The organism is Ruegeria sp. ANG10, assembly GCF_040705255.1.
Lineage (GTDB): Bacteria > Pseudomonadota > Alphaproteobacteria > Rhodobacterales > Rhodobacteraceae > Ruegeria.
On record NZ_JBFCVU010000001.1, the window covers coordinates 129,663 to 155,597 of the forward strand.

The 25,935-nt window shown below is 53.9% G+C and carries 22 protein-coding genes and 1 pseudogene; 7 read left to right on the plus strand and 16 right to left on the minus strand.

The annotated features are described in order from the left end of the window. Positions 1-737: 737 nt before the first annotated feature. From AB1A64_RS00720 to AB1A64_RS00745, 6 genes are all read left to right on the plus strand, one after another. The gene (locus AB1A64_RS00720; RefSeq protein WP_366549632.1) at positions 738-1,142 is read left to right on the plus strand and encodes an SxtJ family membrane protein; all 405 of its coding nucleotides are present in this window, start codon (positions 738-740) and stop codon (positions 1,140-1,142) included. A 9-nt stretch (positions 1,143-1,151) separates the two neighbouring features. Beyond that, the gene (locus AB1A64_RS00725) at positions 1,152-1,301 is read left to right on the plus strand and encodes a DUF5989 family protein (RefSeq protein ID WP_170349858.1); all 150 of its coding nucleotides are present in this window, start codon (positions 1,152-1,154) and stop codon (positions 1,299-1,301) included. A gap of 9 nt (positions 1,302-1,310) precedes the next feature. After that, complete coding sequence (locus AB1A64_RS00730) at positions 1,311-3,152, plus strand: carbamoyltransferase (RefSeq protein ID WP_366549633.1); 1,842 nt, start codon at positions 1,311-1,313, stop codon at positions 3,150-3,152. A 75-nt stretch (positions 3,153-3,227) separates the two neighbouring features. After that, positions 3,228-4,754, plus strand: a complete 1,527-nt coding sequence (locus AB1A64_RS00735) for a hypothetical protein (RefSeq protein ID WP_366549634.1) — start codon at positions 3,228-3,230, stop codon at positions 4,752-4,754. 9 nt (positions 4,755-4,763) lie between these two features. Further along, positions 4,764-6,326, plus strand: a complete 1,563-nt coding sequence (locus tag AB1A64_RS00740; protein ID WP_366549635.1) for a carbamoyltransferase C-terminal domain-containing protein — start codon at positions 4,764-4,766, stop codon at positions 6,324-6,326. Positions 6,327-6,420: 94 nt separating this feature from the next. After that, the gene (locus tag AB1A64_RS00745) at positions 6,421-7,683 is read left to right on the plus strand and encodes a right-handed parallel beta-helix repeat-containing protein (protein ID WP_366549636.1); all 1,263 of its coding nucleotides are present in this window, start codon (positions 6,421-6,423) and stop codon (positions 7,681-7,683) included. Between the two features lie 37 nt (positions 7,684-7,720). Here the strand turns inward: AB1A64_RS00745 and AB1A64_RS00750 are convergent, their stop codons facing one another. The 12 genes and pseudogenes from AB1A64_RS00750 to AB1A64_RS00805 all read right to left on the minus strand — a co-directional run bounded on the left by AB1A64_RS00750 (position 7,721) and on the right by AB1A64_RS00805 (position 19,887). After that, the gene (locus AB1A64_RS00750; RefSeq protein WP_366549637.1) at positions 7,721-9,223 is read right to left on the minus strand and encodes a glycosyltransferase family 39 protein; all 1,503 of its coding nucleotides are present in this window, start codon (positions 9,221-9,223) and stop codon (positions 7,721-7,723) included. Between the two features lie 221 nt (positions 9,224-9,444). Then, positions 9,445-10,164 (minus strand): annotated as a pseudogene (locus tag AB1A64_RS00755) (SGNH hydrolase domain-containing protein). Then, complete coding sequence (locus AB1A64_RS00760; RefSeq protein ID WP_366549638.1) at positions 10,094-11,428, minus strand: acyltransferase; 1,335 nt, start codon at positions 11,426-11,428, stop codon at positions 10,094-10,096. The pseudogene AB1A64_RS00755 and the gene AB1A64_RS00760 overlap by 71 nt, the downstream one beginning before the upstream one ends. 140 nt (positions 11,429-11,568) lie before the next feature. Continuing rightward, entirely contained in the window at positions 11,569-12,441 is an 873-nt protein-coding gene (gene rfbA, locus AB1A64_RS00765; protein ID WP_366549639.1) for a glucose-1-phosphate thymidylyltransferase RfbA, read from the minus strand. Beyond that, positions 12,438-13,289, minus strand: coding sequence for a dTDP-4-dehydrorhamnose reductase (gene rfbD, locus AB1A64_RS00770; RefSeq protein WP_366549640.1), 852 nt, complete (start codon positions 13,287-13,289; stop codon positions 12,438-12,440). Before rfbD ends, rfbA begins: the two co-directional genes overlap by 4 nt. Further along, complete coding sequence (rfbB, locus tag AB1A64_RS00775) at positions 13,286-14,326, minus strand: dTDP-glucose 4,6-dehydratase (RefSeq protein ID WP_366549641.1); 1,041 nt, start codon at positions 14,324-14,326, stop codon at positions 13,286-13,288. The genes rfbD and rfbB overlap by 4 nt, the downstream gene beginning before the upstream one ends. Then, positions 14,323-14,883 carry a dTDP-4-dehydrorhamnose 3,5-epimerase gene (rfbC, locus tag AB1A64_RS00780; protein WP_366549642.1) on the minus strand — a complete coding sequence of 187 codons (561 nt, stop codon included), beginning with the start codon at positions 14,881-14,883 and terminating at the stop codon, positions 14,323-14,325. Before rfbC ends, rfbB begins: the two co-directional genes overlap by 4 nt. Before the next feature lie 202 nt (positions 14,884-15,085). Continuing rightward, the gene (locus AB1A64_RS00785; protein WP_366549643.1) at positions 15,086-15,334 is read right to left on the minus strand and encodes an acyl carrier protein; all 249 of its coding nucleotides are present in this window, start codon (positions 15,332-15,334) and stop codon (positions 15,086-15,088) included. Further along, positions 15,331-17,154: an HAD-IIIC family phosphatase gene (locus tag AB1A64_RS00790; protein WP_366549644.1), complete on the minus strand. Its 1,824-nt coding sequence runs from the start codon at positions 17,152-17,154 to the stop codon at positions 15,331-15,333. The genes AB1A64_RS00785 and AB1A64_RS00790 overlap by 4 nt, the downstream gene beginning before the upstream one ends. A gap of 132 nt (positions 17,155-17,286) precedes the next feature. Beyond that, a complete protein-coding gene (locus tag AB1A64_RS00795; protein WP_366549645.1) occupies positions 17,287-18,291 on the minus strand; it encodes a hypothetical protein in 1,005 nt (334 codons plus the stop codon). 204 nt (positions 18,292-18,495) lie between these two features. Further along, positions 18,496-19,698 (minus strand): MBOAT family O-acyltransferase, encoded by a 1,203-nt coding sequence (locus AB1A64_RS00800; protein ID WP_366549646.1) that lies wholly within the window; start codon positions 19,696-19,698, stop codon positions 18,496-18,498. Between the two features lie 18 nt (positions 19,699-19,716). Beyond that, complete coding sequence (locus tag AB1A64_RS00805; RefSeq protein WP_366549647.1) at positions 19,717-19,887, minus strand: hypothetical protein; 171 nt, start codon at positions 19,885-19,887, stop codon at positions 19,717-19,719. Positions 19,888-20,130: 243 nt separating this feature from the next. On the opposite strand from AB1A64_RS00805, the gene AB1A64_RS00810 reads away from it, so the two are divergent. Continuing rightward, the gene (locus AB1A64_RS00810) at positions 20,131-21,198 is read left to right on the plus strand and encodes a hypothetical protein (protein ID WP_366549648.1); all 1,068 of its coding nucleotides are present in this window, start codon (positions 20,131-20,133) and stop codon (positions 21,196-21,198) included. Positions 21,199-21,202: 4 nt separating this feature from the next. On the opposite strand, the gene AB1A64_RS00815 is transcribed toward AB1A64_RS00810, so the two are convergent. The 4 genes from AB1A64_RS00815 to AB1A64_RS00830 form a co-directional block, all read right to left on the minus strand. Further along, positions 21,203-22,651, minus strand: coding sequence for an arylsulfotransferase family protein (locus tag AB1A64_RS00815; protein ID WP_366549649.1), 1,449 nt, complete (start codon positions 22,649-22,651; stop codon positions 21,203-21,205). A gap of 132 nt (positions 22,652-22,783) precedes the next feature. Further along, the gene (locus tag AB1A64_RS00820) at positions 22,784-24,265 is read right to left on the minus strand and encodes a sulfotransferase (RefSeq protein WP_366549650.1); all 1,482 of its coding nucleotides are present in this window, start codon (positions 24,263-24,265) and stop codon (positions 22,784-22,786) included. Beyond that, a complete protein-coding gene (locus tag AB1A64_RS00825; RefSeq protein WP_366549651.1) occupies positions 24,262-24,525 on the minus strand; it encodes a hypothetical protein in 264 nt (87 codons plus the stop codon). Before AB1A64_RS00825 ends, AB1A64_RS00820 begins: the two co-directional genes overlap by 4 nt. Beyond that, complete coding sequence (locus AB1A64_RS00830) at positions 24,525-25,889, minus strand: arylsulfotransferase family protein (protein ID WP_366549652.1); 1,365 nt, start codon at positions 25,887-25,889, stop codon at positions 24,525-24,527. The genes AB1A64_RS00825 and AB1A64_RS00830 overlap by 1 nt, the downstream gene beginning before the upstream one ends. Positions 25,890-25,935 lie beyond the last annotated feature (46 nt).

Consider the following 25,935-nt stretch of genomic DNA (forward strand, 5'->3'; position numbering starts at 1 on the left):
CGCACACCCAGGACAAAAGGAACAGCCGCACAAGGGCGACAGGTTGGCCAGAATATGGCTATGTTTGGAAACTGTTGCCTGTATTGAGACAGTTTTGCCTCATTGCCTTCATTTCCGAGTGAACTCGATACTCGATACCGGGAATTGTTCCCCATCCCTTAGCGGTCATCTTAGGGTTTGACGAATTGATTCCGGGGTCGCAACAATGGTCAACAAAATGCCGTAATTCAGGCGTGACCTCGCGTATCTGTGCCAGTCATCGGCGATCACTTGCTGGGTTCCCTAACGTCAACCCCTCGGCGAGTTTCCCTGCCCGCGCTCGTTTAGTTTCATTTCGATACTGAAAAGTGGCAATGAGAGGACGAGGCGACACCGCTGAGCGCAATTGTTGATCTGCTGGACGTCAGATGCAGACAGATAGAGAGTTTCGCACCTCGGCCGGGTGAGCCCGTCTGGCCGCACAGCCAAACCAGATGCTCATTACTGGCGGCACCGGGCCAATCCTTGAATCTCATCCTGTTTGTTTCCGCATTTACGACACTGCGCGCGATTTCCGCGTGCAAACCGACCTCAAAACCGGTCCTCGCGCCCAGAATTTTGGGAATAGCGCCCAATTGCCAAAAAAATTTGCGACAACAGCACAGCCTGAGTGTATAAATTAACAAAGTTGGTTTCCCTGACTGGTTGTGCAGGGCGGCGTATGAGTTCTTAAAGTTATCCGATGAGATGATCTTGTTATGATCGATATTGAGGCACGTCACGAAGTCCAGGGTGGCAGCAACCGTAATTTTGGTTTCGTTTTTGCAGCCGTATTCACCATCATTAGTCTATGGCCGCTGATCCACAGCGGAGGCTTGCGGTATTGGGCGCTGGCGATTGCGGTCGCGTTTGTGCTGGTCACTTTGCTGCGCCCCTCGTTGTTGTCGGGCGCAAACCGGCTGTGGACTAAGTTCGGCCTACTGCTGGGCGCGATTGTTGCGCCTATCGTTATGGCGTTGGTCTATTTTCTGACCGTGACACCAACCGGACTGATCATGAGTGCCTTAGGAAAGGACCTTTTAAGACAAAAACTAAACAAGGACGCAAACACATATTGGATTGAGCGCACGGAAAACGTGGGTTCGATGAAAAATCAATTTTAGGAGTATCGGATGTCGTTTCTGATGGAGATGTGGCAATTTCTCAGGTTTCGAAAGAAATTCTGGCTTCTTCCGATCCTTGTCATGATGGTTCTTTTTGGCGGGTTGATCGTTCTAAGTCAGGGTTCGGCCATCGCCCCGTTCATTTACACGCTGTTCTAGGACCGGGTCGTGACTGCAATTCTAGGAATCTCTGCGTTTTATCACGACAGCGCTGCGGCCATTGTCGTTGACGGCTCTTTGGTCGCCGCAGCGCAGGAAGAGCGCTTTACGCGCAAAAAGCACGATGCGGGATATCCGTTTCATGCGATCGAATATGTTCTGGGTGAAGCTGGCCTTGGCATTGGTGACGTCGATCACATCGCCTTTTATGACAAGCCATTCCTAAAATTCGAACGCCTACTGGAAACTTATGTCTCTTATGCTCCGCGCGGGCTGAACTCCTTTCGGATGGCCATGCCAGTGTGGTTGCGCGAGAAGCTGTTTCAAAAAGACTTGCTGAGCCGGGAACTGCGCGGACACGATCCCGAGTTTCGGCCTGGTGACAAGCTGATGTTCAGTGAACACCACTTCAGCCACGCCGCCAGTGCATTCTTTCCCTCTCCTTTTGACGAGGCGGTGGTATTGACGCTGGATGGTGTCGGCGAATGGGCAACGACGACGTTGGCAATCGGGCGCGGCAAGGACCTGAAGATTGAAAAGGAAATCCATTTTCCGCATTCGATTGGCCTGCTTTATTCCGCGTTCACGTATTACACGGGCTTCAAGGTCAACAGTGGTGAATACAAGGTCATGGGGCTGGCCCCCTATGGCACCCCGCGCTTCAAGGATGTCATTCTAGAGAATCTGGTCGACCTGAAGGAGGACGGGTCCTTCAGGCTGGACATGCAGTATTTCAACTATGCCGTTGGCCTGACGATGACGAACCAGCGTTTTGCGGACCTGTTTGGTGAGCCGGTGCGCCAACCGGAAAAAGATCCGCTGACCCAGTTCCACATGGACATCGCGGCCTCGGTACAGGCCGTCACCGAAGAAATCGTTCTGCGGCTGACCCGTTCTGCCGCGCAGGAATATGGCATCGACAATCTGTGCATGGCCGGAGGGGTGGCGCTGAATTGCGTCGCCAACGGTCACATCCTGCGGGACGGCGCGTTCAAGGATATCTGGGTGCAGCCTGCCGCTGGGGATGCCGGGGGCGCAGTTGGGGCCGCTTTGGCCGCCTGGCACACAGAACTAAAAAACGATCGTCCAAGCAGCAGCCCGTCCGACAGGATGCAAGGCTCCTATCTGGGCCCAGCCTTTGCACAGGATGACATCGAACAGCGCCTGACCGCCATTGGCGCAAAATTCGAGACATTCGAAACCGAAGACATGATCGCCGAGGCAGCAACAGCCTTGGTCGACGGCAAGGCGCTTGGCTGGTTCCAGGGCCGGATGGAATTTGGGCCTCGCGCGCTTGGGGGACGCTCCATAATTGGCGACCCCCGATCCCCTTCGATGCAAAAGACGCTGAACCTCAAGGTGAAATACCGGGAGAGCTTTCGCCCCTTCGCCCCGTCAGTCCTGCGCGAAGATGTCAGCGACTGGTTCGAGCTGGATTATGACAGCCCATACATGCTGCTGGTTGCGGATGTGCAGGAAAAACTGCGCCGCACGATGAGCACAGAGGAAACGCAGCTTTTCGGTATCGACAAGCTCAACGTTGTGCGTTCGGAAATTCCGGCGGTGACCCATGTTGACTATTCTGCCCGCGTTCAGACCGTACATGCCGAAACCAACCCCCTGTACCATGCGCTGATCACGGAATTTAAACAGCGCACCGGTTGCCCGGTTGTGGTCAACACATCCTTCAATGTCCGGGGGGAACCGATCGTCTGCACACCCGAGGACGCGTTCCGCTGCTTCATGGGCACCGAGCTGGACATGCTGGTCATCGGCCGCTGTATTCTGCGTAAACCTGATCAGGATCAGACGCTGAAACAGGATTACAAAGAAGCGTTTGAGCTGGACTAGCGCAGATATCCCTCGTCGCGTTGTTCGCGGCGCGATCAATATAGTGCCAATTGGAATTCGATGTATGAGACCAAAATGACGCTCGCACGATCCAAAATCGACTATCGGAAATTGCTCGGGATTTTCCTGATGGTCGCAAGTGTGGCGTTCAACAAATGGTCGGTACAAGCGTTGTCCACATCGGACGGGCAGATTGAATCCGATTTATTCACCTACGCAATAGTTGGAGTTCAGCTTGTACTTGCGCTGTTGGGGCTGGTCTTTTTGAATCTACAGCAAAACCGTTTCTGGCTCGGGTGCGTCCTGCTTGGTTTTGTTCTTTATATCTGGGCGGCGACGCGCCAACCGGCCGAGCATTTCGAGAATTTCTTCTTTGTGTATCCCCAACTGAGATTTTACATCAACCTCCTGCTCAGCATCGCGGCGCTGCTGGGATACATGTTGGCAACCCAAAATGACCGGCGCCGGGATATTATCCAGAACGTTGCCTTGAGTGTGGCGACTTTTGGGTTTGTTGCCCTGTTGATTGAACTGCCCGCCCTAACCGGCCTCATAGATTATCGGCAGGTTTTTATCCCCAAAGGGGTTAGCCTTTTAGGACCTCATAATCGGGTTTATGAACCGGGCGGGTTTTATCACCGCCCCGAAAACGACCAATACACAGAGTTACGACCGGGGGACGCCGTGTTAATGTTTGGCGCGCGCACGGGTCGCTTGTACGAGGCAGACTACAGCTATGACCAGAACGGCTTTCGCAACAGCGCGCCAATTGAAAACCCCGATCTGCTGCTTGTCGGTGACAGCTTCATCGAAGGGTACAAAGTTGGTCAGGATGTGACCGTCACCGAACAGATCATGCAAGGTTCCAACTATACGGTCATAAGTATCGCTCAAAGCGACTACTCACTTTATCACGGGCTAAGCGCGATGCTGCATCATCTGGCTGACTATTCGCCCAAGGTCGTGGTCTGGTTTCTTTTTGAAGGCAACGACCTGCCGTACTTTCCGATCAGTCATGAAGAGTTTGTTAAAAGCAAGGCTCATTTGGCCGAGCCTGCCAGATTCAGCCAAAGGTCATTTTTCAGCAGCCTGTCTTCCAGTCTGGCCTCGTGGAGTTCGCTGGCGACGCGTACGTTGCAAGGAGAAAATTATGCGCGCACGCGGTCTGGTCATTTCCCTGATGCAGCCTGGTCTGAGGCAAAGGCGATGTATTTCGGCTATCCCCCTCCCGACAGGGTCGAGGCACGCTTGCCCTATCTCAAAGAGCTGTTGTTGCAGGGGGACGCCCTTGTTCGGGGAAATGGCGGGAAGTTACTGATCGCGCATATTCCGATCAAAATAGATGTCTATCGCGATTTTCTGGCCTTTCCCGATGACAGCGTCGCGCAGGACTGGGTGTCCTTGGAACTGGCCGCTGACCTTAAGACATGGGCCGGTGAAAACGGCATGGACTATATGGATTTGACGCCTGCCTTGCAGGAGGCCGCCGCTGACGGAACATTGGTCTATTTTCTGGACGATGCGCATTGGACCCCAGAGGGACATCAGGTTGCCGCCCAGGCCGTCCTTGATCACCTGACAACGAAAGGCTGGTTGGATTAGAGTGCTGGTATGAAAATTCTTTCCTTCAAATCCGGGCATGATGGGGCGGTCGCAGGGGTCGACGCGCCAAAACAGCATCTGATGTTTTCCTATGAAGCCGAGAAAGACAGCCTTCCCCGAAACTCACCAATTGACCCGAATACCCTCCTCGACGCCGGGCTGTGGTTCAACGAGCTTCCTGACGTTCTGGCGCTTAGCGGTTGGTCGACGCCGGGGGAAAGTCATACCGCCATATCCGGTGCCGGCAGCTTTGGCATCGACGAAAGCACGGCCATTGTCGGAACAAAGAACTTTTTCGGGAAGAGGCTGGATTATTATTCTTCCTCGCACGAACGCTCGCTTATCTGGGCGGCTTATGGGCTGTCACCCTTCGAACAGGGCGAGCCTTGTTATGTCCTGGTCTGGGATGATGCGCTGGGTGATTTCTATGAAATCGATCGCAATCTGAAGATACATCACATGGGGCGGGTTCTGGCCGCGCCCGGGCGCCGATTTTCCTTTCTCTATGCGCTTGCTGATCCCAGTTTTTCGGGAATGGGGACTACTCCGGGAAAGGATTTTTCCAGCAGACTGCAATCAGCCAGCGCACATGGCGACGCAAACGTCATTGATGGCGACGCACAGGGTTTGATTGACGCACTTTTACAAAACGGCGCGGATTCCGGTTTCCTGAACAAGGAAGCGTTTAAAAACTCGCCCTACCACAACATCGGCGTCACCTCGCCCAGGTTCCACAACCTTGCGGCGAGATATTCCGATGCGGTGTTTTCCCGCTTTCACGATTTCGCACAGGTCAATCTGACCAAGCACTATCCGCTGCTGATTACCGGAGAATGCGGTCTGAACTATCGATGGAACACGCGTTGGCGGGACAGCGGCCTGTTCCGCGATGTCTTCATCCCGCCATGTACCAATGACTCGGGCAGTGCAATCGGTACGGCAGTTGACGCCATGCGTCATTTTACTGGGCGGGCCAAACTGGACTGGACGGTGTATGCAGGCCAGCCTTTCAATGACGACCGGGTAGATATGCATGGCGTCACCAGCCGCGAATTGAATCTTAGAGAGGTCGCACAAGCGCTGCATGACGGAATGGTCATCGGCTGGGTCATGGGAAATTGCGAAATTGGTCCACGGGCGCTTGGAAACCGATCAATCCTGGCGGCGCCTTTTTCCGCCGAAACACGCGACCGGGTGAACAGAATCAAAGGTCGCGCGGGCCTTGCGCCAGTTTCACCCGTTTGCCTAGAAGATGATGTATCGAACCATTTCGACTGGTCTGGACCCTCGCCGCACATGCTTCATTTTCAGCAAGTGACCAACCCAAACCTTAGGGCGGTAAGCCATGTGGACGGGTCGGCACGGGTGCAGACCGTGACTAAAGACCAGAACGCGATGCTGTATGACCTGCTAACCGAGTTCAAGGCAACCAGCGGCGTCGGCGTCTTGTGCAACACGTCGCTAAACTTCAAACGCTCGGGCTTTATCAACAAGACGAGCGACCTTTACAAATTTGCGCGCTCTGTTGGGCTTGATGGTTTTGTCGCCGGCAGATCGTTTTATCGGCTCTAACACGCGCTCTGACTGGTGAAAGGGCTGCGATAGACAAGGCTTTCGTATGTGCCTACTATTTCTTGTACTGCCAATATTATAAAGAGTTACTCCTATGAGACGTATAAATATCTCTGTTGGCATCCTGTTTTGGTCCATTCTTGTGTTCGCATCTCTGGCAACGCCATTGCTTGCGGATTTGGCTTGCTCTGGGTTTAAGGGCGGATCACAACCGCAAGACGGCCAGATTATCCAAAACGTCCAGGGCCTCAATCAAGCCCTCGATCGTGCCAGCGGCGGGGAAACCTTGCTGTTGGCCGGGGGATATTACGACGCTTTGATCATCAAAAGGGCTTTCAAATCCCCTGTCACGATCCGGTCTGCAGATCCCAGTTCACCGGCATGTTTCACAGGTTTACGCCTTAAAAATGCTGGCAATCTCATGCTGGATGGATTGATGTTCGACTATTCCTTTCAGCGGGGCGATAAGCACCGTACCAACCATTTCGGCATTGCTAACGGTCACAACATCACCATCACCAATTCCGTATTCGACGGGGATTACAACACCGGCATAGGGCACGGCCTTGGCTTGCAGATCACGGGCAGTTCTAAAATAACCATCTCGAACAGCCTGTTTCGCAAATGGTGGAAAGCGCTGACTGCGTTCAAAACCACACATCTGACGCTGAGCCGAAATCAGTTCTATGACATTCGGGCCGATGGAATGGCCCTAAGCGGAATTGACAACCTGACGATCGAACTCAACAGGTTTCACACTTTCCGCGGCGGCAACAGCCGCGATCACCGGGACATGATCCAACTGATGCGGACAACGAACCGAGGCAGTTCGAATATCGTGATCCGGGACAACGTCTTTGACATCGGAGCCGGAGATTATACCCAAACGATTTTCATGGGCAAAAGCGGCAAGAATACAAGTGACCCTCTTTTGCGTCACAAGAACGTGCTGATTGAAAACAACGTGATCTACAACGCGCATATGCACGGCATTTCGGTTCATGGGGCCGACAATCTTTCGATTCGCAAAAACTCGATCATCCGGGTCCGCCAACCGAAAGGCGGCAAGGTATCGATCCCGCGCATAAATATCTCATATTCGACTTCTGTCGTAATCGAGCAAAACGTCGTCAGCGGGATCAACGGGTATCAGAACCAAAGGGATTGGGCCGTACTCAACAACGTCATTGTTCAGGATCAGTCCCCTTCGAGCCCCGGCTATTACGACCGAGAGTTCATCTATTATGCGACCGGTGCCGCCAATGGGTTTCATGAGTACGGGGTTCGTCCGGGCAGCGAGGTCGACCGCCTTAATGCTGGGTCCACGCTCGTCAATAGTTACCCAACGCGCCGATAGGGTCCTGCGCCCTCAATCAGTTGTTTCTAGGACGACTTCACTTGCGCCGATAGATAAGAACGTGCCCGTCCCCAAGCGTACCTGCAAAGGCGCGTTCAAGCTCCAGTTCCTTATCGATATCCGTCCCCAGCCCTGGAATGACGCGCAGCATCCGGTTCGGAAACAAAACCACCAGCGCCACAGGCCCGGGCTGTTCCATCGCCTCGGCATAGCCCTCGGCATCGCCAATTGTTGTCCAGTCAGCATCAAAGTGACTTTCAAAAACAGGACCTCCGGGATTGATGGCATAAACCCGTTCTGAAGGGCCGCGCGTTTCTTCGACAAAGGCAAAAGCCCCGGCCAGATTCTGTTTGGGAGCATCATAGTTGCGCTTTACCAGAAACAGGGACACGGCAACCATCACCAGAACACCTGCGATAAACAACGGCCGCAAAATCTGAGGCCGTCTGAACAGCCGCGCCACCAGACCAGCACCATAGCCGCAACCGACAACGACAAGAACGATGACCGGACCGATATCGACAAAGAAAAACCTCGGCCAGATCCGCATATCCAGCGACATGAGAATAACCAGCGTCACGACGATATGCATAGCAATGGCGACAAAAAACAGAGGCTGTTTCGTATGCGTCCCCAATGCGCCAAAAGCTATGGTCACCAGCCCTGCCACGGCCACGATCACTGTCAATGGCCCGGTATTACCAATTGCAGTTCGCAAACCTTCGAACATGGTCCAGATCGGGTTTTGATAGACCTGCATCTTGTCGACAGAGGACGTCGCCGATATCTCACCCATGGTATTCAGAACACTGGGTAAAATCGGCAAATAGGCCAAAAAGGTCAGAACCAGCGCAAGGGCGACGCCGATCAGCGGCTGCAACACCCATTCACGGGTCAGGGGGGCCTCACGACCGAACCCGGTCACCAGTGAGATCAGCCAGACGAACCCCAGGGCAACAAAGAAAAATGCACCGGTCAGGTGCGTAAAAACAGCGGCGGCGGCGGTCAGCCCAAAGGCGATCCAGGTTTTCATCGACGGTCGGCGCACGCCCCGCAAAAACAGAATGAGGCCAAGCACGCTCCAGAAAGCAAGCTCGGTATATCCGCGCGCATTCTGTGAAAACCAGACCTGATGGTAGGACAAGGCCACGAGCAAAGCAGAGACATGCCCGATCCAAGTGTTTGCGACCTCTTTGGCCAGCCACCAGATCGCGGCGACGATGCCAACGCCAAACACTACGGCTGGGAAACGGTAGACCCAGGCTTCCTCTCCGAATATCTGAGAAAACAGCTTTGCCTTCATGCTGAAGAAATAATGATGGTTCATGGAATATTCGCGCATCATGCCGCCCCAGGGCAGACGAACATGCGTGTCGACAGTCCAGATTTCATCATACCAAAGCGGTGAGTTCAGCCCTACAATTCTCAAAACGGCAGCGAGCAGCAGAATGAACAGAAGAATTGCCAAATCACTGCGGCCAATCGCGGGGGATGGCGGCTTCTTGTCAGCTTCTCCGATCACGCGCGCATCTCCGGGCACCAAACCAATCCTGACCTTGCACGGGCCAGACACAGCCGCCCGCTGAAACTTGTCCGATTATCCCCCTTTCCATGCCACGCGTCGAAACGAATGTACCGTCGCTGGTGTATTTTGATATGGACTGTCTCTTGATTGCAGACATTTTCACAACATAGCCCGGTTTGTTGAAGGGTTGAGCAACCCGGCCTTGCGGATATGCCCCAGTGTGCAGACGGAATGCACTATTTTCGCAGGAAATGCTGATCCAGCAAGGCCGGCATAACCCAATTTGCTCCAAACTCGCTTAGATGATCGTCATCCCGGTAAAGGGGGGCGACCGTCCAGATGAATACGGCAGAACTCATCGCATAAAATATCAGCCGGACGGCAAGCGCCGCGTCGAATTCCCGGCCAGCATCCGCCGGAATTGCGTAAGAGCGGGAATTACGTAAATCAAACTCTTCCCGTGACGGGGGCACGCGCAGCTGAGTCCCGAACGCAGCGCTGCCTGCGATGGCATCGGGGACGTTGAACCCGATCTCTGGTATCGACCCTACGATAAGAACCTCGATGCCCCGACTTTCCAGCCGTTGAAGCAGCCGTTTCAGACCCTATTCCACGTGTTTTGGATTATCCTCAACCCCTGTGGGACGCTCATCGGTCGCCGCCAGAACGGCTGTTCTCCCCTCTTCGCCCGAAACCCGAACACCTTCTGTCGCCAAAGCCCAACGCGACGCCACGACAACCGCGTCCAATTCGGGCAGTTGTTCGATATGGCGCACCACCATATCGTTATGAGTGTCGCACCCATGAACAGGTGCCATGTCGGCGCGGCGGACCCCCAACAGCGCAGGGCAGCCAAACTTTACAAAGGCTTCGCCCGGTATTTTGTTATCTTTCAGCCAGGAATCTATGCCGGGCAACAAAGACCCTGCATGGGAATCCCCCCAAAACGACGACACGGGGTTCTGCGTCGGCCTGATTGGATGCGCCTATTTTGCAGGGTTCTTTACCGTCTTCCCACCGTCTGCACACATCCATCAGACAATGGGATCCCTTGAACTTGTTCATTTTGGCTGCCAACTCGGCCGGAACCCTGCTTGGAACGCCCTCTTTCACAACAAGTATGACGGCGAGCCCCAATATAAGCGTGGCACTCGTGCCTGCACCCGTAAAAATACTGGCTCGCGAAAAGCCCCCTTTGCTGGCCGGAATGCGAAAGGGCCGCTCGATCAGGTACAAGCTTGCCGTCGCAAGCAGAACAGGCAGAAACACACAGATCATCGCCGTCAAAGCGGGCAGATCCGCACTGCCGTTTTGCACTCTGGCCGCGACCAATACCGGCCAATGCCACAGGTATAGCGAATAGGAAATGAGCCCAATCCATACTATCGGGCGCGAGGCCAACAACCGGCCGACAGACGTTGTGTTATTCATTCCCGCCCAGATCAAAAATGCAGCACCTGCACAGGGCGGCACTGCCATCATCCCGGGGAACGGCGTGTTGTCCGAGATCAGAACGATGCTGCCTAGGATCATGGCCAATCCAATCAGCCCGATTACCTCAGCCGCCAGCGGGCGACGGAGTGCCGGAAACGCACCGATCGCCAACAACGCACCCAGCCCCAGTCCCCAAACCCGCATAGGGGTAAGATAGAAGTTGGCAATCGGCGCAGCGGTCGTCGCCCGTATCGAAAGCCTCAGAGAGATGAGCGAAATCAGCGCAATCAGACCAACACAAAAGTGGCGCGATTGTTTCGCCATTACCAACAATAATATTGGAAATCCAAGATAGTACTGTTCTTCGACCGCCAAAGACCAGGTATGAAGCAGCGGCGCCAATTCGACCCCCCTGCCGAAATAGTCACCAGCCGTATCCCAAAACCAGGCGTTAGACACAAAAAGCAGCGTTGCAGCCGTAGACCTGGCAAGCGCGTCATACTGGCTGGGCAACAAAAGAAACCACCCGACGGCCAGGCATGCGACAAGCACCATAAAAAGTGCGGGCAGGATGCGCCTGGCCCTGCGTTCGTAAAAAGATAGCAGCGAAAATTGCCCGTCCCGGTTTTCCCGCGTGAGAATTCTGGTGTTCAAAAAGCCAGAGATGACGAAAAATATTTCCACACCGACGAACCCGCGCGGAACCGCGGTAAAACCAGCATGGTGCAGGACAACAGGAACTACGGCGACCGCGCGAAGCCCATCAATGTCCGGTCTTTTCGACACATCGTTCAAACAAACTATTTAACCCAGAAAATTTTCACCACTTCTAATTCATTTCACCCAAATCCTAGCGTGCATTTTTTGCCTTTATTCAGAAAGGCTTGCGAACCCCTGCCCAATGATCGCTTCTCTCAGCCGGTCTGTTATTCCAACAAACCGTCCAGATAGGTCCCATACTCATTCTTCGCGAACATCTCGGCCCGCTGGCGCAATTGCTCGTCACTGATCCAACCCAGTTGCCAGGCGATCTCTTCGGGGCATCCCGTTTGCAACCCCTGACGTTCTTCAAGAGTGCGCACAAAATTGCCTGCATCCAACAGGCTGGCATGGGTGCCCGTATCCAGCCAGGCATAGCCCCGCCCCATGGTTTCGACCCTAAGTTGACCTTTTTCCAGATACATCTGCAGCAAGTCGGTGATCTCCAACTCACCCCGCTGCGAGGGTTTGACCTGTCGGGCGCGCTGTGGTGCCGAGCCATCCAGGAAGTAAAGGCCGGTAACAGCATAATTCGACGGAGGGACCGAAGGCTTCTCGATAATCTCGCGCGCACGTCCATCCGAGTCAAAAGCAACCACGCCATAGCGCTGAGGGTCGGCCACGTGATAGCCGAACACAGTCCCACCCTCGGCATGCCCATCCGCCGCGGCCAGCAATTTGGGCAAGCCGTGGCCAAAAAAGATGTTGTCCCCCAGAACCAACGCCGAAGGCGCGCCGGCCAGATATTTTTCGGCCAGAATATAGGCCTGCGCAAGACCGTCAGGGCTGGGCTGCACCACATAGGTCAGGCTAACCCCCCACTGGCTACCATCCCCCAGCGTGAGCTTGAACTGGTCCTGATCCTGCGGAGTGGTGATCACACAAATGTCGCGAATACCGGCCAGCATCAGCACCGACAGCGGGTAATAGATCATCGGCTTGTCATAAAGTGGCAACAGCTGTTTCGAGACAGCCATCGTGATCGGATAGAGGCGTGTACCCGATCCCCCCGCAAGTATGATGCCTTTCCGTGTACTCATGACGTGTTTTCCAAATCTTGCAGAATATCCCTTAACCCCTGCCGCCAATCAGGACGTGTAATGCCAAAAGTTGTTTCCAGTGAGGAACAATCAAGGCGGGAATTCAATGGGCGTCTGGCGGGGGTGGGGTATTCGTCGGACGGAATGTTCGTTACATCACAATCAATCTCTAATTCGGCAAAAATTGCCCGGGCAAACCCGGCCCAACTGGTGTCTGGTGTGCCCGCAAAGTGGTAGATACCCGTTTTGCCCGCATCCGTGATCAGCTGCTGCGCCATTGATAGACAAGCCGCCGCGATGTCCCGTGCGAGCGTCGGGCCGCCAATCTGATCGGCCACAATCGACAGCTGGCCTCGCTCGGCCCCAAGCCGCCACATCGTCTTGACGAAGTTGTTGCCGTGGGCCGACACCACCCAGGAGGTGCGCAGGATGCCATAGGCGCCCCCCGCTGCAGTAATCCCCTGTTCCCCCATCAGTTTCGAGCGCCCATACGCCCCCAGTGGTTTGGTCGAGTCAGAAGGGCTCCACGGGGCATCCCCTGATCCATCAAACACATAATCCGTCGAAATAGAGACGAAAGGGATGCCCAATGCAGCGCATTCCTGCGCCATCGCAGCGGGCGCATCTGCGTTGATGACGGTTGCGAGCGCCTCTTCTTCCTCAGCCCGGTCAACGGCAGTAAAGGCCGCCGCATTGATCACTGCCTGTGGAGCCGCCGCGCGGATTGCCGCCGCACAGGAGGCGGGCTGTTCCAGATCAACCTCGGAACGGTCGAGGCATGTCACCCCCGCATACGTCGCCAGTTCCCGCGCCACCTGCCCGGTTCGGCCAAAGACAAGGATGGTCATGATTTCATACCCAATCGCTTACCAACGCCGTCCCGGTTTTGCAGCGCGCACCACCAGCTTTCATTGTCCAGATACCACTGAACGGTGCGCTCCAGCCCCTCTTGGATGCTGACCGAGGGGCGCCAGCCCAGCTCCCGCCGGATGCGGGTTGGGTCGATGGCATAGCGGGCATCGTGACCCGGACGGTCAGCGACAAAGGTAATCAGGTCGGCATAAGGCGTGGCCACAGGGCGCAGACGATCCAGAATACCACACAGCATCTGCACCAGTTGCAGGTTGGTGCACTCGTTTTCACCGCCGATGTTGTAGTTGCGTCCGATCTGACCTTTTTGAACTACCAGCAGCAGCGCCTCGGCGTGGTCTTCGACGTATAACCAGTCTCTGACATTGGACCCGTCGCCATAAACCGGTAGCGGATTACCCGCCAAAGCGTTCAGGATTGTGACAGGGATCAGCTTTTCGGGGAAATGATACGGCCCGTAATTGTTCGAGCTATTTGTCAACACCACAGGCAAACCATAGGTTTCGAACCAAGCCCGCACCAGATGATCACTGGCGGCCTTGCTGGCCGAATAGGGTGAACGCGGATCATAAGGCGTCTCTTCGGTGAACTGACCGGTTGGACCCAGCGAGCCATAGACCTCATCGGTAGAGATATGGTGGAACCGAAAGCTGTCCGGCCTCCCCTGCTCTTCCCAATGTGCTCGGGCGGCTTCAAGTAGGGTATAGGTGCCGGTCACGTTGGTTTCGATAAAAGCACCGGGCCCGTCGATCGAGCGATCCACATGGCTTTCAGCTGCCAGGTGCATGATCACGTCCGGAGCATATTCCGCCAGCGCCCGGTCCATGGCTGTGCGATCCCGAATATCAGCCTCAATGAAGGTGTAGTTAGGATCATCCGCCACCTCGGCCACGTTGTCGAGGCAGGCTGCATAGGTCAGCGCATCCAGATTGACCACTTGATGCCCATCCCGAACCGCCCGCCGCACGACGGCGGACCCGATAAACCCCGCACCTCCTGTCACCAGCAGCTTCATGGCCTGCCCTCCCAGACAAATGGGCTGTTGAACTCGGCAAATATGGGGGCCACTGCGTCCTTGTCAGACAGCACCGGGTCGCCGATCAGGCCCCAATCTACACCGCAACTGTCCCAGCGCACTGCTGCCTCGCACTCGGGTGCGTAATAGTCGGTGCATTTGTAGCAAATTTCGGTATCCGGGGCCCGTGTGACAAAGCCATGCAAGAACCCCCTGGGCACCAAAAGCTGTTTTCCGTTCTCTGCCGTCAGATCAACACCCAGCCACCGTCCGTATGTGGGAGAACCTTTGCGGATATCGACGACCACATCGAACAAAGCCCCCTGCCCGCAACGTACAAGCTTGTCCTGCGCATAAGGTGGCGATTGAAAATGAAACCCACGAAGGGTGCCAACACCAGCAGAAACCGAATGGTTGTCCTGCACAAAATCAAGGACGATCCCATGTGCGCCCAAGGTTTTTCGGTTCCAGGATTCAGAGAAAAAACCGCGCTCATCCCCGAACCGCTTGGGCGTCAGGATAAGGACGCCAGATAAGGCAGTATCTTCAATCTGCATGCACTCAAAACCCGTGTTAACACAACATATTATTAGCAATTGAATACAGGGCTGTCATGAATGGGCGCGCGAATAGAGCAGATCGTGTTGCACCCAAAAGTCAGCCCACACTTTGATCAAACAGGTGGATCGATCACCGCGCATCGGCAACGTGCCGAGTAAAATCCGTCGCCGATGGCCTCAAATCCTGTTGCTTGAGGCGTCAAGTTGCAACGCGCTTTATGATCGCCGAAACCAAATCGCCCACATTTTCGAGGTTTGCAACCTCTCCGGTGCTGAACTGAAGCCCAGGAAAAGCCTTCTCGATGGCGATCAGCAACTGGATATTCGTCAAGGAGTCCCAATCCTCGATCGCTTCGGCCGTGGTCTCAGGGCTCAAGGAGATCTCGTCATCCTCGAAGACGTCCTGAAAGACCGATGTTAAACGCTGCCATACCTCACTTTCGGTCACGCAAAATCCTCCACTATTTCAATGCTGACTGGAAACGGTTCGAACTCCGCAAGTGTTCGGCTCCAATTTGTACCATTATCTTCCGCAGGACCGTCCTTTTCAAAGTTAAGGTCGGCATAGAGGTTTTCGACCAGGCCGTTCTTTGCCGTTGGCCGGTAGAGCCCCCTGACATTGGAAATGCCCCGGCGCGCGGCTTCCTGCAAAAGGTAATTCGCCATGGCGAACTCGGCACCCCTTTTGAAGACGCGGCAGCTCATGAGCCAAAGATCAAGTATCAGCGTGTCACCCACAACAGATCCTGCAGCTACGCTGATGAGGCCGTTGTCACCAAAGCTGTCCTTCAACCTCATATACGCCGTAAGCGTGCTGTCACTGGCTGCCAGCGCCTCTACCTCGGATTGCGTCATCCGTTGGGTGGTCAGGTTAAACTGATTGGTTTTATTGATAAGCTGCGTAATCCGGTCGAAATGCTCTGGCTCGAACGGGCGGATCACCGCTTTCTGATTCAACGAGCGCAGATAGCTGTCATAGTCTACTGCGCTTTCCGCAAGCTCGGTACGCGATCGATTAGCAGCGTATTGATCGGATTTCTTGCGGTCCTCACTGGTAATCTCGATTGTTTCAAGCCAACCGGACCGGCTTAGAAGATATGGGTATTCCGAAGGATCGTCGCCCACTTCCAGAACACGCACTTCCGGTAAGCTTTGCCGTACCAAAGCACGCTCCGCCGGGTTGTCATCGACAAAGATGATCGCGTCGAGCCCGATGTTCAGTTCCTGCGCGATGGCGGCGATACTATCGGGCTTGGGTCCCCAGTTTGCCTTGAAAGACACGAAGTCGGCGTGTTTCAACGCCATGTCATCCAGCGTATCGAATGGCGCGCGCGCGTTGGCGTCTTCGTTTTTTGAGGCCACAGCAAGCAAAACGCCACGCGCCTTCAGCTCAAGCAGATAGTTTTGAAAGGCCAGGAAGGCCTCGCCTTCAGCGCTGCCCTGGCCAATCTTGATGCCATTCACCCCATCGTCACCGACAATTCCGCCCCACAGGGTATGGTCCAGATCCAGCACGATACATTTCGAAGTCTTGCCATAGATGGCCGCGATAATCCCCGCCATGTCGCGCACAAGCGGGATCATGCAATCGAATGAAACAGGTTGTTTGGCGTGATACCAAAAGCGGGGATCGAACCATTGCTGGACCCCGTATTGGGCCGAGAGAAGCTCTAGGTCCAGTGTATGAACAAATTTCGGCGCCCGTTCCGCCAAAAGTTGATTGATCCGACGCACGAAATTGGTTCGATCCCAAGGCAGGCGACGGCTAAGGTGACCGGTTGATGAAGTCGGCGGCAGATGCAGGTTGCCAAGGATGATTTCAGCGCCGGTTTCCCGATTGAACGTTGCGCAGATGTTGTTCAGCCACAGATCAACAAATCGGTCGGCCAGCTTTGCCACGTCCGCCTCAGTATCGCCTACGGCTGGCCATTCAGTGATATCCGATGCCCCGAGCAGAATAACTGCAATCTGCGGAGAGAACTCAGCCGTCGCACTTGCAGGGTCCATAAGCTCGGCGACGTGAGTGTTGAAATCCGGGCGGTGAATAAGGGCGCGAAGACCAAAGCTGTCAAGCTCGGCGCGCAGAGGAAGCTCAAGGAAATCCGTCGTCGCGCCGCTCAGAAGCGCGACCCGCAGTTTGGTGCACCCATCATCGCTGACGGTCCGGTCGATCTTACGCCATTTGCGGCACAACGAGAGATAGTCCTGAATGGACTCGGTCGCTCGCAGAGCACTCAGAATCTGGGCCCGCGCTTTTTCGTCTGGCATATCTGTGTCAGGGGAAACACTCCCTGTCTTTACACCTGAAACCATTTAACCTCCCCCAAAATTTAGGGTAATTGCTTAACTAGTAACACTATACTCAATCACATCGATAATTTATTCTCTTACCCCCTCACATTAATTCAATAATGACTGAATCCAAGCTGTTACGTGGGCCGTCAAACGCTGTGACCCTTCTGGTATGGTATGTTCGGCATCGAAAAATTCGCTATCATGCGCGAAAACACTCAGATCGAGGAACGGTGCTTGACCAATGCCGTCTTGGATCGCTCCGAGATAGTCGTCATACTCGAAAGTAAATCGGTCGCGGGAATAGGACCGCTCGGGCATGTTTACGACCGCGACGCCTATGCCATGCACATCAAGGAACTCCATAAGCTGGCGCAAACGTTCAGCTGCGGGACCGCTATTCTTGCGCGCATCCCAGTCGAAAACAGACTCCCACCAGCCGCCTGACATAAAATTAGCAAGATCAGCTTCGCTCAGGCCGGCGTTTCTGGCAAATTTGTAAGGTGAAACAAGCCTTCCCTGCCTTTCGACTTGCGATTGCCACACATTCAGCAACCCGGTTTGGCGCAAGACAGACTCGCCAAAGGGCCATTCTTCGATCGAGCGACCCCAATAGGCCGCCCAGGCACGCAGTGCAGACCTGAAACGCTCGGGTTGCTTTCCAATAAAGCGGATTTTGGCCCGCGCAGCGCCAAAAAGCGATTTTTTGTGCAGCTCAACCCCGTTTGGGCCAGTTGTCACCGACCAGGGGCTGTAGGTATCAACAATTGTTTTAAAGGGCCGTTCGGGCGGCAGGTTGGCAATGAAACGAGGCCCGAGACCAAGAATAACATAGTCCGGCAATGCGTCTTCACCATAGGCTGCCTCGATCAGTTTCAGCGAGATTATCACGTCTTCAATCGTGCCCAGACTGATCCCCCCCTGGTAGATGTGGTAATCGGGAAACGCCTCCTGCACCTGCTCCCATCGCAGGTTCTCGCGCACTGTAGAGGGGCCAGCCAGCATGATGACGGGTTTGTCCTGGACCACAAATTGCGACGGCAGCAGAAAGCGGTACCAGCTTTCCTGTTTATACGGGAACATGAAAAAGCTGCGCTCGGCGCTGATGGCCAACCATGTCAGCGCCGAAAAGACCAACACAACGACGGCCCCAATTGTCCCAAGGGCCGCAAGCGAAAGGCGCAGTTTCCTAGAAACCCGTGTAGACAAAATCGACCTCCGTTGCGGAGAAGACAAAAAGAACACCAACAAGCCCGGCTGCGACGAGAATCTTCATGGTCATCCGAATAGACCGATTGGGAAAAAGGGTCGACCACATCACAAAAGCCCTTTCAAAAGCGCAACGACGCTTGGTGTGTCCAACTGGAAGAACAGGAACGCAAAGGCAGCCGCGTGCAAGGTAATCGCCATTCCGACAACCCGTCCGGGCCAGCTTGCCCGGACTTTTCGCAGTCGTTTTTTCCCAAGACGCGCCACCAAAACGTGATCCCATATCCGATAAATCGCGAGCCACGTCCCATGCACGAGACCAAAGATCAAAAAACCGATTGTGGTGCCGTGCCAAAGGCCAGAAACAAGCATGGTCAGCATGGCCGCAATGATCCCGGCGGCGAGTGGCAGACTGGCAAAAGAACCGGAACTGAGGGCCTTTTTATACACCGGGTTGAACACATAGTCCGTTAACCACAACGTAAGAGATCTGTGCTGGCGGAGCCAGAAATCCGCAATGTTCTGCGCGAAATACGGGTTGTTGAAATTTTCGGGTGGGCGAATGCCCATCAGACTGCCGATACCGATCACGACGTCGCAGTAGCCGGAAAAGTTCATATAGAGAAAAAAATAGAAGGCCACCAATTGAAGCCAGAATTCACCCAAACTCAGCGCAAGGACATCGGTATTGGGCTGTAGCGCAAAACGGAAGATGAATGTTCCGATGACGTATACTTTGACAAGCCCCCAGAGAATTCTCAGCCCGGCATCAAGATGGGCTTCGTATGTCATCTCGATGGCTTGGGTACGATCTGCCCATTGGTCGCGAAAATCCTGATACCGTTGGATCGGGCCCATCATGAACGTGGTAAACGCCAGTAGGTAGTTGGGGTAAACAGCGGGGTCGATACGGTCGATGACATCCGACCGGGCATCAATCATGACATGCAGGATACGGAACAACAGAAAACTCAAACCAACTGTTTGCAGGAATGAAAGGCGCGCAGCGTCCGGCAGGAACAATCCCAGAAATTCATAGTCCAGCATGTAGATAAAAACGAGGATCAGCAGGGTTGCCGACAGAATTGCCGCCCATCTAAACGCCGTCAGATGCACCCGGGTCAGCCCCCACCCCAAACCTGAAAAGAACAAGGTTGAGGCCAAACCGATAGGACCGAGAAGCGCAAAAATGAAGGCGATATTGGCACCAAGAAATCCGACCGTCCGCACAAGTCCTATCGAAGACGAAACCAAGATGATGGCAAACGCCGAAAACAACAGGAATTCCCAAGACAGAAGATCTATGAACATTTCACTCTGGACTAAAACTCAAAACCGAATACTTTTCACCCTTTCCCGCGTGCCGACACCGGAAAACATCAGATACTGAAACCAAAAAGTTTCAGCACAGATCGGGCCGTGTACATGGGCACCATTTGTCAGTTTCATAGCATTTTTGAGCAAGTCAATGGAATCCTGACGTTGTTTCCAATCAAGCATCATTGTCTCATTCTCAGGCCAAGAGATGAAAGGCACGAGGAACGGGGCCAAAGGGACAAAAAATGCCACAGACCAACGCGGCCAGCATTCTGAGTGGCAGACAACACCGTTCCCTTGACGCGGCATTTTGTGCTATGAGCGAAATGTTACTTTGTTAAAGGGTTTGGCGTGTTGCGGATTAAAGGTCAGGGCCAGTCGAAGGCAATAGACAACAAAATCAGCTGTGGGTTGGACTGAAACCGGATGTGGCGCGTCATTGCTATCAATGCCCTGATCCTTGCAGTTCTTCTTGTTTGTCTGGAAGCCATGCTTGCTTGGCTTGTCGCGCGTGACTCTCCGACGGGCATCCGTGCAGTGGACCGGCTTGCGCGAAAAATATACTGGGCGAATGTTTCGTATGTACAGTACCTCCCGGATTGTGCGCGGTACGATTCTGAGCTGACCTATACGTTGCAGCCCGGCAATTGTACTTTCGAAAACACTGGCTTTTCAACCGAACTTGTCGTGAATTCGGCAGGCTATCGCGATGATGAGGCGTCTCTTGATGCGCCCGAAATCGTGGTTCTTGGCGATAGCCAGGCAATGGGTTGGGGTGTCGGGCAAGGAATGACCTTTGCCGACGTTATCGAGGCCGAGACCGGGCGCAAAACGCTTAACACCGGCGTGTCATCCTATGGCACAGTCCGAGAGCTTATGACGCTGGACCGGCTTGACCGCAGCAACCTGAAGACAGTTATTGTCCAATACAGCGACAATGATGGCTACGAAAACCGACGCTATCTTCACGACGGCAAGCTGTCGGCCATGTCACAAGATACCTATGCCAAACTCGTCGCCGGAAACGAAGGGACAGGCGGAGGGTTTGGGCATTACTTGCCCGCCTTCCTTAATGAGCTTCGCTGGCGTTTCATTGGCGGCGAGGATGGCGAGGATGAGCAGTACGATCTGCAAATGGCAGACCTGAGTGGCCCCGATGTGTTGATCGAGGTTTTGGCCGATTGGGATTGGGGGCCCACCCCCCCGCACCTGATTGTATTTGATGTGAACACAAGCGGTCGGGGGGGGCGTTTCACCGAAGTCCTTGCGACCTCGCCGGGCCTCGATCTTTTGCGTTCAAAGGTATCTGACGTAACAATCCTTCATACGCCGGACATACTAGAGGCTGAGGACTATCTTTTCCCGGATGGGCATCTGTCGGAAACGGGTCATCAAAAGCTGGCCGGTGCGATTGTTGAAGTGGTGGCACAGAACAGAGTTTCGCGTATGAATAACGTGCGCGGAACTCCTTATATCAATACCAACACAGATTGACCGTTCAATTGGCTTTTGGCGGCACCGATCCAATTGGCGCTGTTACACCCAACACCGTTTCGACCAAATCCCGAGAAACAAAATCTGCACCTCGTGTTTCCATTATGACAAAGTCGACATCAGGCGACTCTCCAATGCGGCTATAAAACCCAGAGAGACTGGTTTGATTAAGGTACTCCCAAATCGGTTTTCCATTCCGCAAATCGACCTCCAGAATCTGTCCGGTTTCCGAAACCGATACCAAAGCACGTTCGTTATCTTCGCTTAACCGCACGAGACCTTGTTCCTCGGAAAATAGAACGGACTCGGTATCATCCGCCAATGGGAAAAGCGATATGCCCAGACCCGTTATTGGATCAATTTCAATAATACGAGTGCCACCTTGCGAAGCGAGACCACCAAGATTGTCGAACAAAACGAACGTCCCACGGTTGGTTACATTTGGTGAATGCTGCGCAGCCATCGGCCCCATTATTACGCGATGAACAATGTCGTCATATCGGTCCACAATAACCAGTGAACTGGAGGATCGCAGTGACATGGCAATATCACCCGCCTCTGCACCTTCAATCTTCGAGGCGGTTTCTTCGTTTAGCTCCACAAGCCCATTGATATGATATGGATCACACCCGTCGCGCACTGAATATGCCAATCCCATCAATCCGTTTTTTACAAATAGATCTTCAAAACGTACTGCGCGTATTCTTTGACCAGATGGATCAATGATCTGAAACCCTTCTTCGTAAACGGCTCCGGGAAGTCCTGAACAGCGGGTATCAATCCGAGTTGGCCCAATGTTGTTTTCTGGAGGCTGCTCGATTTGGGACCACGGCAAAAGGGCATCGCCGTTTTTCGCAACATGCGGCCAGTGATGACCGTTGTTCAAATAGGACCAGAGAATATTACTGTCCCTATCAATCCGCATTGAGCCGACATGATAGGGAAAAATGTTTCGGCCCTGAAACGTCACAACGAGGTCGCCATTGGTGTCTAAATCGACGCCCGTTACGTTCACATTGTTACGATTTGGCTTGCCGCTAAACCCTTCAAAGTCTTGTCCCTCAAAAAGATCCGCCCTCGACACACTCCAAGTATGGTATACGTTCCCTTCGCGGTCCATTATCCAAGCAATACAACCATGCTCGGGGCAAAGTTCAGGCTGTTCATCAAAACCGCCTGTAATCAGCAACAAGTCGTCAAAGCTTTTGGGTTCGACAAGCCAAGTTGTCAGATCGTCTTTCGGCTCAGAAACGTCTGCCACCTTGCCATATATCGTTTCTTTGGCTTCAAGTTGTCGCCAAGCGTCAAATCCTGCTTTGGCTTTTTGCAGAACTGGAACAGGAAACCACTCAAACTTATAGCTAACGACCCCATAAGCATATGCCGCACTCAAAACGGAAAGGCAGAACAAAACCAAAGGAAAATATTCCGTAAAGAAACGAGTGAACTTCATCTGCATTACCCTGTAGCGAACTGGTACATTAAACTATTCAAAAAATTACTGCCTAGATTAAGAGTTACCACCTTGATACGAAGGCGGGAATTTTTCAACAGCCCGCCAAAATGCTTGTTTGACAACGTCGACCTAAAGCTTGTGACACACCCTGTGTTTTTTCAGCGCAAAATAGACGTCAAGCGCTTCTTGCAAGTGATCGGGATCGAAATTCTCTGCTGCGGCCACGTCAGGCTTCGAATGAAAATACCGCCCGAAACCCTGCTCACCGGGCGACAGACCAAGGGCGTCATACAGCCCTTCCATCGTAGCCTGAGGTGAGGCGCGCAAATCATCCTGCAGAAGAAAGATACACCTATCCTTGTACTCCAGAAGGTCCCGAAAGGCGCAGGTCCAGTATTGCAGCCAGTAATCAGGCGTGTGTGTATCCATTTGCGTCGGCTCGAACCCGGAAAACCGAAAGGGCTTATGCAGATTTCCGAACTCGAAGTGGCCGATATCAGCCATATAGCGGGATACGAAACTGTCCTGGGTTTGCAGCTTGCTAAAGTTGTTGTGCTGCCGCAGCAGGGACTCGGCATGGCTTTCAGGACGTCGTACGGGAACCACGATTCTGCAATCAGGATAGGATTTGAGCAGATAGGGAATCCGGGCAATGTTGGCATTGTTCTTGGAACAATAGCGCGTCTTCTCAACGCTCTGCGGTCCGGTCTGAAGATTGCGCGCCCGGATAATGCTGCTCATGTGATTTCGTAGAAACCGGTCGGCCTGTTCATTTGTATCCCCGGCCTGCCACAGGGGGATCGAGGCTTCTTTGTACCTCTCTGGCCAGAACATTTTCCATATCACTTCCTCAAACGCTTCTGCGCTTTCAAGGTCAATCTCCATTCCGTCGCCGTGGGCGCGCTGCCGTCTGCGCACCCCGCGCCTCTGACCGCCGGCCAGCTTGTTCCACAGCACAGGTGCCGTCACAAAAGGCATATCCCGATACGTGTGCGTCGCCACTTCGGGTGCATCATGCAGGGCGTTGAGAACCGCTGTGGTGCCACCACGCGCCAGAGACGTCACAAAAATGGGTTGCGCAACGTCGGACATCGGAGGGCGCGGTATCAGGCGCGCCTCGGCCCGTGCGGCCATTTTCTGAACCCCGGGTCCGGAAAAGGCCAGGTTGTGAACGAACTGATCCACAGGCGAATATTGAGGGCCGCCATTCTCTGCCGCCGCATCGGTTCGACGCAGACGGTTGACGATCTTCACCGTTGCAAAGGCCAGGATGGACACGATGACGATGTAATCCAACCGCAGCATGACATCCAGAACCACGCTGCCGGGCACCAGGCCCGCAAAATCCGCCAGCAAGATGGGAAGACCCGCCGCAGCCAGCGCCACAACAATGCGCCCTGCCAGGTTCAAGCCGCCTAAAATTAACTGGCCCCCTGCCCGCCGCGCTGCAACTTCTTTGGCATCGTCAGACAACTGGTTGTCAAACAGCGCGGCCACACCCGCCATGCTTGCACCAACAATCCCGCGGGCAATATCCGCGATATTCGTCCACCACAAAGCAAGAATGAACCCCGCCACCGCCAAAAGCGAAACGGCAACAGCCTGTATCATTGCGCCGCGTCGGTCTCTTTACCTGCTTCGGCCGAGGCCTTCTTGCCGCGGAGCAATCTCTTCAACGGAAACCAGACCAGCCCAACAATAAGAAAGAGGCCGCCCAGCACCACGGCAATCGTGACCGCAATCGCGCCCAACCCGGCGCCGGGGCCGATATAGGCGTGAGCCTGGCTTGCTTGCATCACTAAAAACACAGCTCCGACAATCCACAGCGGTATAAAACTTCCGCCGGCCCGAATTTTCGCAAACCATTTCATTACGCGCATTCCTTCCAATCAGTTTCAAAATAACTCAATGGGTAGAGTTTTGCATTGGTGACCTCACCCACAAATTCATCATCGTATTTATTGACATATTCCCAGATCACATTGCCAGTGCCATCTATTTCCAGCACCCGCCCCGCGTCGAATTCGGTGATCAGAACCCCATCGTCGTCCAAAAGCTCATGTTGTCCCCGAATGACCGACAGCATCTCTTGACCGGGCTTGCTGCCAAAAACAATCTCGGTCTCGCGGGTAACCGGGTCAATGACCATGATGTTCGTATCCCAGGGCGCATCCAGTCGTGTTTTGTCATGCCATGTATACGCCGCCACATACGTATTGTTGTTGAAAATCGAAATCTTACCATCCGGGCGAAACTCTGGATCGTGCTGTCGAATCCAGGGCCCAGTCTGGTGCCACTTCACCGTTCGAGTGGCAGGGTCCACAACCATAACAAGATTGAGTCCCCGTATCGAAATGACCCAATCCCCCGCATTGAAAAGTGGAAACTTATCAGCCATTTCCGTCGACAGCTCATCAATCTTGTTAGCGTGAAGCACTTCGTTTCTGGTTATCTCCTTCACTTTGAAATCCTGACTATTGGTCGTCAACAACGCAGTCAGTCCGTTCTCCATGATCAATTCAGGGATCGATACTCGTTCGATAACCTGGCCCTGCTTATTAAGCCTTATAACCACGTCCTCCAAAATCCATTCATCTGGAGCCGCTGAAAAATAGGATGGGAAACGATCGGCAACCTCGGCAGCGGGCCACTCGTTGCGGCCAAGTGTAAGATACCCGCCCCGTTCAGACGCTACCATCGAATGATGCGACGGTTCATCAAGCGCCCAGAGTAAATTGGAACACTGATCCAGCTTAACCGTTCCGCAATATTCATAGCTGAATACCAGTTCACCCTTCGGAGTCAGCAACGCGCCGTGTACATCTGCCGCGAGTGTATCCTCCAGAAATGCACAGGGGCGCGCTTGTGGATCTGGGTAATGTTCAAAATAGTCCAGCGACCATTTGCGAAGGACACTGCCGTCGCGTTTCACAAGCCGGGCCTGATTCTCTCCGTCAAAAAAACCCATCAACAAGATGGAGTCCTGACGATCCGGTTGTTCATTGATCATGACACCATCGCCTTGACCGCGTGAGGGCTGCAGGTGCTCGCGATAAACCGCTCTGGTCAGAGACCGCTCAATAAACAACACCTCGTACGCGAGCCGAAGCTGAGGTGCCGGAGGCCATTTTTTTAACTGCGCGAGTATTCCGTAGAATACGGACAAGCAAATGATGGCAAGCAGAAGGCAAACCCAGAACAACCTCTCGGGCAATTTTTCGAAGAAACGCTCCATTCTGTTCGCTTGCACCTTATAACACTAGACTTAATACCCTGTAACA